Source organism: Brenneria nigrifluens DSM 30175 = ATCC 13028 (assembly GCF_005484965.1).
Lineage (GTDB): Bacteria > Pseudomonadota > Gammaproteobacteria > Enterobacterales > Enterobacteriaceae > Brenneria > Brenneria nigrifluens.
The window spans coordinates 3,360,867-3,372,394 of sequence record NZ_CP034036.1; the positions used below are offsets into that span (position 1 = coordinate 3,360,867).

An 11,528-nucleotide genomic window follows, 5' to 3' on the forward strand; every position below is an offset into this window, starting at 1 on the left:
GCACTTTCGGCCTGCTGTTGCATTTGGATTTGCAAGACGCAATCCCAATATAGGTATTGCTACTTGCGCCATTTGCCATTAGCGATAAATAATTCATGCATGTGGCACAGCGAAAACTGCGCTATCTGATACAGGTCGTCACGCGGCCTGCCGCTAAAGCCCAAGAGGAATAATTTGAACGTAACGACAAAAGAGATTGCCCTTGAACCCGCAGATAACCAACGCCTGCAAAGCCTCTGCGGCCCGTTTGACGACAACGTTAAACAGCTGGAGCGCCGTTTGGGCATTGAGATTAATCGGCAGGATAATAGATTCAAGCTGGTCGGCAAAACGCTCTGCGTAGAGGCCGCCGCCGATATTCTGCACCGTCTGTACGTCGATACCGCTCCAGTGCGCGGCGCCATCGGCGATGTCGAGCCCGAGCAGATTCACCTTGCCATTAAAGAATCGCGCGCGCTGGAACAGTCGGCCGAAAGCGTTCCGGATTACGGCAAAGCGATTAACATCCGCACCAAGCGCGGCGTGATTAAACCGCGTACCCCCAATCAGGCGCAATATATCGCCAACGTGTTGGATCACGACATCACCTTCGGCGTCGGCCCGGCGGGGACGGGGAAAACCTATCTGGCCGTGGCCGCCGCCGTCGACGCCCTCGAACGTCAGGAAATCCGCCGTATTCTGCTGACGCGCCCCGCCGTGGAAGCCGGCGAGAAACTGGGCTTTCTGCCCGGCGATCTGAGCCAGAAGGTCGACCCCTACCTGCGTCCGCTGTATGACGCCCTGTTTGAAATGCTCGGGTTCGAGAAAGTCGAAAAGCTGATTGAACGTAATGTGATCGAAGTAGCGCCGTTGGCTTACATGCGTGGCCGTACCCTGAACGATGCGTTTATCATTCTGGATGAAAGCCAGAATACCAGCATTGAGCAAATGAAGATGTTTCTGACCCGCATCGGCTTTAACTCCAAGGCGGTGATCACCGGCGACGTCACGCAGATTGACCTGCCGCGCAACCAGAAATCGGGCTTGCGCCACGCCATCGAAGTACTGGCCGAGGTCGAGGAAATCAGCTTTAATTTCTTCAACAGCGAAGACGTGGTGCGCCACCCTGTGGTGGCCCGCATCGTCAATGCCTATGAAGCCTGGGAGCTTGCCGACCAGAAACGCAAAGACGCGCTGGCGGAACAACGCAAACGGGAAGCGCAGTCGGCTTCAGAGCAGGAACGCAAATGAGCCAGGTCATTCTCGATTTACAAATTGCCAGCGAGCAGGCCCAGGGCCTGCCTGATGAAAAAGATTTCCAGCGCTGGCTGGATGGGGTTCTGCCCCAGTTTCAGGCGGTTTCAGAGGTGACTATCCGCATCGTGGACGAGGCGGAAAGCCGCCATCTGAATCACACCTACCGGGGTAAAGACAAGCCGACCAACGTGCTCTCCTTCCCGTTTGAAGCGCCGCCGGAAGTGGAGCTTCCCCTGCTGGGCGATTTAATCATCTGCCGTCAGGTGGTGGAACTGGAAGCGGTCGAGCAGGAAAAGACGCCTGAGGAGCACTGGGCACATATGGTTGTCCATGGTAGTCTGCATCTGCTAGGGTATGACCATATCGAAGACGGCGAAGCCGAAGAAATGGAAGCGCTGGAAACGGAGATTATGCAAAATATGGGGTATGCCGATCCCTATCTTGCGGAAAAAGACGGCCTTGCCGATTAAATAGCCAATTTGATTTTACGCAATTGCTTATTTCCACGTCAGTCAGGCTGCATCATGTTTACTCCCAACCTGCTGATAATTATTCATTAACATGAGTGATATTCACTAAAACGCCATGAGCGACGACCATTCTCAAAACAGCGATAGCCCCAGTCCCAAGAAGGGTTTCTTTTCCCTTATTCTCAATCAGCTTTTTCACGGTGAACCGAAAGATCGCAACGATCTGCTGACGCTTATCCGTGATTCGGAACAGAACGACCTGATTGATCCGGAAACCCGCGATATGCTCGAGGGCGTGATGGATATCGCCGAGCAGCGCGTGCGCGATATCATGATCCCACGTTCGCAGATGATCACCCTGAAACACAATCAAACGCTGGAAGAGTGCCTGGATGTCATTATCGAATCCGCCCATTCCCGCTTTCCCGTCATCAGCGAAGATAAAGATCATATCGAAGGGATCCTGATGGCCAAAGACCTGCTGCCGTTTATGCGCAGCGATTCCGAGCCGTTCAGCATGGATAAAGTGCTGCGCTCCGCGGTGGTGGTGCCGGAAAGCAAACGCGTCGACCGCATGCTGAACGAATTCCGCTCTCTGCGCTATCACATGGCCATCGTGATTGACGAATTCGGCGGCGTTTCCGGTCTGGTAACCATTGAAGACATTCTTGAATTGATCGTCGGCGAGATTGAAGACGAATACGACGACGAGGAAGACCGCGATATTCGCCAGCTCAACCGCAACACCTATACCGTGCGCGCGCTCACCGACATTGAAGACTTCAATGAAGCGTTCGGCACGCAGTTCAGCGACGAAGAGGTCGATACCATCGGCGGTTTAATCATGCAGTCTTTCGGCCACCTGCCCGCCCGCGGGGAAACCGTCGAAATAGAAGGTTACCTGTTTAAAGTCGCCATGGCCGACAGCCGCCGTATCATTCAGGTACACGTCCGGATCCCTGACAACGCGCCTCAACCGCAACTGGAAGACTAATTTGACAATGGCCGTACTCTCTTTACTTCAACGCCAGCAGGTTCGCGTCCTGCTGGCGCTCTTGTTCGGCGCCTGCGGCACATTGGCGTTTTCTCCATTTGATATCTGGCCGGCGGCGCCGCTCGCCCTGATGGGATTACAGGCCCTGCTGCTGAATCGAACCGTACGCCAGTCAGCCTGGATCGGCTTCAGTTGGGGATTAGGCCTGTTCGGCAGCGGCGTAAACTGGGTATACGTCAGCATTGCCCAGTTCGGCGGCATGCCCGAGCCGGTCAACGTCGCGCTGGTGGTGCTGCTGGCCGCCTATCTGGCGCTCTATCCGTTGCTGTTTTCCGTTCTGCTGGCGCGGTTGTGGCCCAAAACCACCTGGTGGCGCCTGGCGATCGCCGCGCCCGTGCTGTGGCAGGTGACCGAATTTCTGCGCGGCTGGGTGCTCACCGGTTTTCCGTGGCTGCAGTTTGGCTACAGCCAGATTAACGGCCCGCTGAAAGGAATCGCGCCAATTCTGGGCGTCGACGCCATTACCTTCTTGCTGGTGAGCATCAGCGGCCTGCTGACTTTCGCCCTGCATCAACGCCGTATCGGGCCTGCGGTTATCGCCCTGGCGCTACTGGCCTTGCCATGGTCGCTGCGTAATATTCAATGGTATAACCTGCGGCCGGAACGCGCGGTAAATGTCGCGCTGGTACAGGGCAATATTCCTCAGGAACTGAAATGGAACCCGGAACAGCTGCTGAGTACGCTGAGAACCTATCTGGATAACAGCCTGCCCTATCTGGATAAGGCGCCGATTATCATCTGGCCCGAATCGGCCATTCCGGACATCGAGGTACGCCAGGGTCCTTACCTTGCGCAGCTCGATGAGCTGCTGCGCAGCCACAATAGCCGCCTGGTTACCGGTATTGTCGACTCGCGTCGCAATGGCTCCCTGTTTGATGATTACAACAGCATTATCGTGCTGGGCGATAAAAACCCTTACCACTATCCAACCACCAACCGTTACAACAAGCATCACCTGGTGCCGTTTGGCGAATTTGTTCCGCTGGAAACGCTGCTGCGCCCGCTGGCGCCGCTTTTCGATTTACCGATGTCCTCTTTCAGCCGCGGCAATTACATCCAGCCGCAATTGGACGTTAACGGCTATAAGCTGACCCCGGCCATCTGCTACGAAATTATCCTGGGCCAGCAGATGCGGGATAACTTCCGTGAAGACACGGATATGCTGCTGACCATTTCGAACGACGCCTGGTTCGGCCACTCCATCGGACCGTGGCAGCACTTCCAGATGGCGCGGATGCGCGCGCTGGAGTTAGGCCGTCCTTTGGTGCGCGGCACCAACAACGGCGTTACCGCCGTGATCTCCCCTGACGGCGCCATCAGCGCCAGCCTGCCGCAGTTTACCCGCGCGGTGCTGGATACCCAGGTCGTTCCCGCTTCCGGGCTTACCCCCTACGCCCGTTTCGGTTCCTGGCCCCTATGGGTTATTACCCTGCTGGGCGGTTTTATCGCCATTATCTTCAGCCGACGTCGCCGTTAACCCTCCTCTCGCGCAGACTTCACGCCAAAGGCATGTTAACTCATGCCTTGAGGTATTCATTGGCACGATCTTTGCCTCTTAATATCTTGTAAATGATTGTCGCAATGTTTTTTTGCTGTTTTGCTGCGAAAGCGCTCATATTTGGGGCAAGCTGCGCACTAAATTAGTGCAATGGAATTTTTATGCTTATCATTGGTGCGCATCAACTCGCAAAAAACAAACATTTTCACATCAATCCATTTACAATGAGCTATTTTTTAACAGTATCGTCGTTACTTCGCTCTTTAGCGGTGCATGATTTTTGTACCGCAGAGCGGAACGTCATCCTTGATTTAGCGCTACAACGCTAGATCGACAACAACAAGATCGACCATGACAGATCCGCAGCTATAGATCTGCAACTACAGCGCCATCACTACAGCAAAGGAGTTAGAACATGCAAATGCGTAAACTGGCACTATCACTGCTTCTGCTTGGTACTACAGCCAGTCTGGCGGCCCAGGCCGAAGAATTGGCGGGTACGCTGAAAAAAGTAAAAGATAATGGCGTTATCGTTATCGGCCATCGCGAATCATCCGTTCCTTTTTCTTACTACGATAACCAGCAAAAAGTTGTCGGTTATTCTCAGGCCTACGCCGATAAAATCGTCGAAGCCGTCAAGCAGAAGATAGATGCGCCTAATCTGCAGGTTAAATTATTGCCCATCACCTCGCAAAACCGTATTCCGCTATTGCAGAACGGCACCTTCGATCTGGAATGCGGCTCAACGACCAACAACCTTGAACGACAGAAACAGGCCGCTTTCTCTAATACGATTTTTGTTGTCGGCACCCGTTTGTTGACCAAAAAAGATTCCGGCATCAAAGATTTTCCGGATCTGGCGGGTAAAACCGTGGTAGTTACCTCCGGCACCACGTCCGAGATTCTGCTCAATAAGCTGAACGAAGAGAAACAGCTGAAATTGCGCATCATCAGCGCCAAAGACCACGGCGACTCTTTCCGGACGCTGGAAAGCGGACGCGCGGTGGCCTTTATGATGGATGACGCCTTGCTGGCGGGCGAACGCGCCAAAGCCAAAAATGCGGATCAGTGGGATATCGTCGGCACCGCGCAATCGGAAGAAGCCTACGGCTGTATGCTGCGTAAGGACGATCCGCAATTCAAAAAACTGGTTGATGACACCATCGCTGAAGTTCAGACCTCCGGCGAAGCCGAAAAATGGTTTGATCGCTGGTTCAAACAACCGATCCCGCCAAGAGATCTCAATCTGAACTTCGCGCTTTCCGAAGAAATGAAAGCCCTGTTCAAGGCGCCGAATGATAAGGCTTTAAACTAATTAATAATGAAAAGTTACTCTAAATAATTCGAGTTGCAGGAAGGCGGCAAGTGAAGGACAAATTCGTCGGGAACGAATTTGACCAGCCAACGGCTGGCCTCCTGTGAGAGACAGGATGTCTCTCATTAATCCCGATGAGCTTACTCAAGTAAGTGATTCGGGTGACTGAGCGCAGCCAACGCATCTGCAACTTGAAGTATGACGAGTATAAGGGCAGACATCAGAAATACCTGCCCTATGATTGCTGATTCGCGGCAGGACAGATAGGTATCCGGTGGTCGTTCCCCACCGCATGTTCATTGCCGCTCATCAATCTTCAGGGTAGCCTCGCTACCTTTTTTTTACCGGAGTTTGTTATGTCAATAGATTGGAACTGGGGCATATTTCTGCAAGCGGCCCCTTTCGGTAATACCACCTATCTCGGGTGGATATTGTCCGGCCTGCAAGTGACGATCGCATTATCCATATGCGCTTGGCTCATCGCATTTTTCCTTGGATCCCTGTTTGGTATTTTACGTACCGTCCCTAATCGCTTTCTGGCGGGAATTGGTACTTGCTACGTCGAATTATTCCGTAACGTACCGCTGATCGTACAATTTTTTACCTGGTATCTGGTGGTGCCGGAATTATTGCCGGTCGATATCGGTATGTGGTTTAAAGCCGAGCTCGATCCCAATATCCAGTTCTTTGTGTCTTCAATGGTATGTCTGGGGTTATTTACCGCGGCCCGGGTATGTGAACAGGTGCGGGCCGGCATCCAGTCGTTGCCGCGCGGCCAGCAGGCCGCGGGGTTGGCAATGGGACTCACGCTGCCGCAGACCTATCGCTACGTGTTATTACCCAACGCCTATCGCGTTATTGTTCCGCCGTTAACCTCGGAAATGCTTAACCTGGTCAAAAACTCCGCCATCGCCTCGACCATCGGGCTGGTGGATATGGCGGCGCAGGCCGGGAAACTGCTGGATTACTCCGCTCATGCCTATGAGTCTTTCACCGCGATCACGCTGGCCTATGTCGGTATTAACGCCATCATTATGCTGATCATGCAGGTGGTAGAGCAGAAAACCCGTTTGCCGGGCAATATGGGGAGCAAATAAGCCATGTATGAATTTGACTGGAGTTCAATCGGGCCGAGTCTGCCCTACCTGCTGCAAGGCATGGTGGTAACGCTTAAAATCACCGTTACCGCGGTGATTGTCGGTATTATCTGGGGGACGATTCTGGCGGTTATGCGCCTCTCCTCGATAAAACCCATCAGCTGGTTCGCCAAGCTGTACGTGAACGTGTTCCGCTCCGTGCCGTTGGTGATGGTGCTGCTGTGGTTCTATCTGGTGGTGCCCAGCTTATTGCAAAATGTGCTCGGCCTTTCGCCGAAAACGGATATTCGCCTGATTTCGGCTATGGTAGCCTTCTCACTGTTTGAGGCGGCCTATTATTCTGAAATTATCCGCGCCGGCATACTCAGCGTGGCACGCGGGCAGGCATCAGCCGCATTGGCGCTGGGCATGACGAACTGGCAGTCGATGAAACTGGTGGTCCTGCCGCAGGCGTTCCGCGCCATGGTTCCCCTGCTGCTGACGCAGGGTATCGTCCTGTTTCAGGATACGTCGCTGGTTTACGTACTCAGTCTGGCTGATTTCTTCCGTACCGCCTCCTCCATCGGGGAACGCGACGGAACCCAGGTTGAAATGATCCTGTTTGCCGGATTTATCTATTTTATCATCAGCATTAGCGCATCAATGCTGGTCAGTTACCTGAAAAAAAGGACGGTTTGATGATTTTCCTGAAAAATGTTTCTAAATGGTATGGCCAATTTCAGGTGCTAACCGACTGCTCCACGGAAGTGAAAAAAGGTGAAGTAGTCGTGGTTTGCGGCCCTTCCGGCTCCGGTAAATCGACCTTAATTAAAACCGTTAACGGCCTGGAACCGATCCAGAAAGGCGAAATCGAAGTCAACGGCATTATCGTTAACGATAAAAAGACCAATCTGGCCCAGTTGCGTTCAAAAGTCGGCATGGTGTTCCAGCATTTTGAACTGTTTCCGCATCTGTCGATCATCGAAAACCTGACGCTGGCGCAGGTAAAAGTGCTGAAACGCGATCGTCAGGAAGCGAAGGTGAAAGCGCAAAAGCTGCTGGAGCGCGTCGGCCTGTCGGTGCAGGCCAATAAATACCCCGGCCAGCTTTCCGGCGGTCAGCAGCAGCGCGTCGCCATTGCCCGCGCGCTCTGTATGGACCCCATCGCCATGCTGTTCGATGAACCCACCTCGGCACTCGATCCGGAAATGATCAACGAAGTGCTGGACGTGATGGTGGAGCTGGCGCAGGAAGGGATGACCATGATGGTGGTGACCCATGAAATGGGTTTTGCCCGCAAGGTGGCGCACCGGGTCATTTTTATGGATGAAGGGAAAATTATTGAAGATACCCCGAAAGACGATTTCTTCAATAATCCGCAGTCCGATCGCGCCAAAGACTTTCTGGCCAAGATCCTGCACTGATGTACCGCAAGCGTGCCCACGGGCGCGCTTGTTTCATCAACGCCCTATGGCTGGAACGGCTGGCGATGGAACTGGTCGTGCGAGCATTTGGGGCAAAGCGGCAAAATTTCCGGCGTATAAAAGGCGATATGGTGATGGCAGTTTTCACACACCAAATCGCCTAATCCCACCACCTCGCCGCTGTGATAAACTCCGTGACGGCTGACATCCTTAAAGATTTCCCGCCACTCCAACTGGGTTTTATCGGTGATATCCGCCAGTTCCTGCCACAGGCTCTCCTTGATAACCCGCATAAAGACGCTATCGGTAAATTCATCCTGGCTCTCACCGTAGCTGCGGGCGAACTCCTCCAGGTCGCGCTGCACGGCCTGAATCACCTGCTCGATCTCTTTTTGCGTCAACTCCGAGCTTTCCTGCAACGTCTGCCGCGCCCTTTGCACCAGACCGTCGATATCCCGTTCGCCATTGTTCAGCCGGGTCGTCACCAAAGCCATTAACTCGCGGTAGTAGCGGGCTACTTTACTCATGCTTCCTCCTGCCTATGCCGGTTGAAATGCGATGCGCACTACTTTCTCGGTGTCTGACTGCATCCGACTGGTCGGACAGTTTTCCCGCGCCTTACAACTCATTGGTTATATCTCCCTCTATTTTAGACCATTTTCCCCCCACTACCGGGATGGCCGCCATATTTGGGTGATTTTCATCCGTTTGCGCCTCACAAATCAGAAATATTCCTCCGTCGGGAACAGGGTGTTGTTGCCTTACTCGCTTATCAGCTATGCTATGCGGATCTTTTGTTATGAATCGGAGCGCGCTACCGGCGTCGCTCTTCTTTGACTCAATAGGACCCCTGGCAGCCATGCAAGAGCAATACCGCCCAGAAGAGATAGAAGCGCACGTCCAGCTTCACTGGCAAGAAAAGCGGACATTCAAAGTGACCGAAGAACCTGGCAAGGAAAAGTATTACTGTCTTTCCATGCTGCCCTACCCTTCTGGCCGTCTACATATGGGACACGTTCGTAATTACACCATCGGCGACGTGATCTCTCGCTATCAGCGCATGCTGGGGAAAAACGTGCTGCAGCCGATCGGCTGGGATGCGTTCGGCCTGCCCGCCGAAGGCGCGGCGGTTAAAAACAACACCGCCCCCGCCCCCTGGACTTACGCAAATATCGAATATATGAAAAACCAGTTGAAGCTGTTGGGCTTCGGCTATGACTGGGATCGCGAAGTCGCCACCTGTAAACCCGACTACTATCGCTGGGAACAGTGGTTCTTCACCAAACTGTATGAAAAAGGCCTGGTTTACAAAAAAACCTCCGCGGTGAACTGGTGTCCGAACGATCAGACCGTGCTGGCCAACGAGCAGGTTATCGACGGTTGCTGCTGGCGCTGCGACAGCAAAGTCGAGCGCAAGGAAATTCCGCAGTGGTTTATCAAAATCACCGCCTATGCCGATCAGTTGCTCAACGATCTGGATACGCTGGAAAGCTGGCCCGAACAGGTCAAAACTATGCAGCGCAACTGGATTGGCCGTTCCGAAGGGGTTGAAATCACCTTTGACGTGGCCGACAGCCAGGAGAAACTGAGCGTCTATACCACCCGCCCCGATACCTTTATGGGCGTGACCTACGTTGCCGTCGCCGCCGGCCACCCGCTGGCGCAGCAGGCAGCCGCCAATAACCCGGCGCTGGCCGACTTTATCGAAGAATGCCGCAATACCAAAGTGGCCGAAGCCGACATGGCCACCATGGAGAAGAAGGGCATGTCCACCGGCCTGTATGCCATTCATCCGCTGAACGGCGAAAAGGTGGCGATCTGGGCGGCGAATTTCGTACTGATGGATTACGGCACCGGCGCCGTAATGGCGGTGCCGGGACACGATCAGCGCGACTGGGAGTTCGCCAGCAAGTACGGTCTGACCATCAAACCGGTTATCCTCAACGGCGACGGCGGCGAACCCGACCTGTCGGCGCAGGCGATGACCGAAAAAGGCCGTCTGTTCAACTCCGGCGAGTTCGACGGTATGGATTTTGAAACCGCCTTCAACGCCATTGCCGATAAGCTGGTCACACTGGGCATCGGCGAACGTAAAGTCAACTACCGCCTGCGCGACTGGGGAGTTTCCCGTCAGCGCTACTGGGGCGCGCCCATTCCCATGATCACGCTGGAAGACGGCACCGTTATTCCGACGCCGGAAGATCAACTACCGGTAGTGCTGCCGGAAGACGTGGTGATGGACGGCATCACCAGCCCGCTGAAGGCCAACCCCGAGTGGGCGAAAACCACCGTCAACGGCCGCCCGGCGCTGCGCGAAACCGATACCTTCGATACCTTTATGGAGTCGTCCTGGTACTACGCGCGCTACACCTGCCCGCAGTACGATAAGGGCATGCTGGACCCCGCCGCAGCCAACTACTGGCTGCCGGTGGATCAGTATGTCGGCGGCATCGAACACGCCATCATGCACCTGATGTACTTCCGCTTCTTCCACAAGCTGCTGCGCGACGCCGGTCTGGTCAACTCCGACGAACCGGCCAAACGCCTGCTGTGCCAGGGCATGGTGCTGGCGGACGCTTTCTATTACCCCGGCGATAACGGCGAGCGCATCTGGGTCTCCCCGGCGGACGTCACCGTCGAACGCGATGAGAAAGGCCGCATCGTCAAGGCTATCGACAACGCAGGCCGCGAGGTGGTCTATGCGGGTATGAGTAAAATGTCGAAGTCCAAGAACAACGGCATCGACCCGCAGGTGATGGTTGAAAAATATGGTGCGGATACCGTCCGGCTGTTTATGATGTTCGCCTCCCCGGCGGAAATGACGCTGGAATGGCAGGAGTCCGGGGTTGAAGGGGCGAACCGCTTCCTGAAGCGCGTCTGGAAACAGGCCTTCGACCATACGGCGAAAGGTCCGGTTGCGGCGCTGGATGTGACGTCGCTGACGGAAGATCAGAAAGCGCTGCGTCGCGATCTGCATAAAACCATCGCCAAGGTGACCGATGATATCGGCCGGCGCCAAACCTTTAACACCGCCATCGCCGCCATCATGGAGCTGATGAACAAGCTGGCCAAGGCGCCGCAGGAAAGCGCGCAGGATCGCGCCCTGACGCAGGAAACCCTGCTGGCGGTGGTGCGTATGCTTTATCCGTTCACCCCGCACGTTTGCTTTATACTGTGGCAGGCATTGCAAGGCGAAGGCGATATCGATACCGCTCCGTGGCCGGTCGCCGATGGAAACGCCATGGTGGAAGATTCCAAACTGGTGGTGATTCAGGTTAACGGTAAGGTACGCGGTAAAATCACCGTCGCCGCCGATGCCGGTCAGGATCAAGTGCGCGAACGCGCCGCCCAGGAACCTCTGGTGGCGAAATACCTGGACGGCGTCACTGTGCGTAAAGTGATTTATGTCCCTGGCAAACTGCTTAACCTGGTTGTGGGTTAAGGCAAGGAGGATC

At 54.5% G+C, this 11,528-nt stretch carries 10 protein-coding genes; 9 read left to right on the top strand and 1 reads right to left on the bottom strand.

Going from position 1 to position 11,528, the window contains the following annotated elements; translation table 11 throughout:
• The first annotated feature begins 174 nt into the window (after positions 1-174).
• The 8 genes from EH206_RS15690 to EH206_RS15725 all read left to right on the top strand — a co-directional run bounded on the left by EH206_RS15690 (position 175) and on the right by EH206_RS15725 (position 8,073).
• Positions 175-1,230: a PhoH family protein gene (locus EH206_RS15690; RefSeq protein WP_009113804.1), complete on the top strand. Its 1,056-nt coding sequence runs from the start codon at positions 175-177 to the stop codon at positions 1,228-1,230.
• On the top strand, positions 1,227-1,706 hold the full coding sequence (gene ybeY, locus EH206_RS15695) for an rRNA maturation RNase YbeY (protein ID WP_009113805.1): 480 nt from the start codon (positions 1,227-1,229) through the stop codon (positions 1,704-1,706). Before EH206_RS15690 ends, ybeY begins: the two co-directional genes overlap by 4 nt.
• A gap of 115 nt (positions 1,707-1,821) precedes the next feature.
• Positions 1,822-2,700, top strand: coding sequence for a CNNM family magnesium/cobalt transport protein CorC (corC, locus tag EH206_RS15700; RefSeq protein ID WP_009113806.1), 879 nt, complete (start codon positions 1,822-1,824; stop codon positions 2,698-2,700).
• Positions 2,701-2,707: 7 nt separating this feature from the next.
• Positions 2,708-4,237: an apolipoprotein N-acyltransferase gene (gene lnt / locus EH206_RS15705; RefSeq protein WP_009113807.1), complete on the top strand. Its 1,530-nt coding sequence runs from the start codon at positions 2,708-2,710 to the stop codon at positions 4,235-4,237.
• Positions 4,238-4,673: 436 nt separating this feature from the next.
• On the top strand, positions 4,674-5,573 hold the full coding sequence (locus EH206_RS15710) for an amino acid ABC transporter substrate-binding protein (RefSeq protein WP_009113808.1): 900 nt from the start codon (positions 4,674-4,676) through the stop codon (positions 5,571-5,573).
• A gap of 356 nt (positions 5,574-5,929) precedes the next feature.
• Positions 5,930-6,670: an amino acid ABC transporter permease gene (locus tag EH206_RS15715; RefSeq protein WP_009113809.1), complete on the top strand. Its 741-nt coding sequence runs from the start codon at positions 5,930-5,932 to the stop codon at positions 6,668-6,670.
• A 3-nt stretch (positions 6,671-6,673) separates the two neighbouring features.
• Positions 6,674-7,348, top strand: coding sequence for a glutamate/aspartate ABC transporter permease GltK (gltK, locus tag EH206_RS15720; protein ID WP_009113810.1), 675 nt, complete (start codon positions 6,674-6,676; stop codon positions 7,346-7,348).
• Entirely contained in the window at positions 7,348-8,073 is a 726-nt protein-coding gene (locus tag EH206_RS15725) for an amino acid ABC transporter ATP-binding protein (RefSeq protein WP_009113811.1), read from the top strand. The genes gltK and EH206_RS15725 overlap by 1 nt, the downstream gene beginning before the upstream one ends.
• Before the next feature lie 44 nt (positions 8,074-8,117).
• On the opposite strand, the gene EH206_RS15730 is transcribed toward EH206_RS15725, so the two are convergent.
• Positions 8,118-8,600: a zinc ribbon-containing protein gene (locus tag EH206_RS15730; RefSeq protein WP_009113812.1), complete on the bottom strand. Its 483-nt coding sequence runs from the start codon at positions 8,598-8,600 to the stop codon at positions 8,118-8,120.
• A 332-nt stretch (positions 8,601-8,932) separates the two neighbouring features.
• Between EH206_RS15730 and leuS the strand changes: the two genes are divergently transcribed.
• Positions 8,933-11,515, top strand: coding sequence for a leucine--tRNA ligase (gene leuS, locus EH206_RS15735; RefSeq protein ID WP_009113813.1), 2,583 nt, complete (start codon positions 8,933-8,935; stop codon positions 11,513-11,515).
• Positions 11,516-11,528 lie beyond the last annotated feature (13 nt).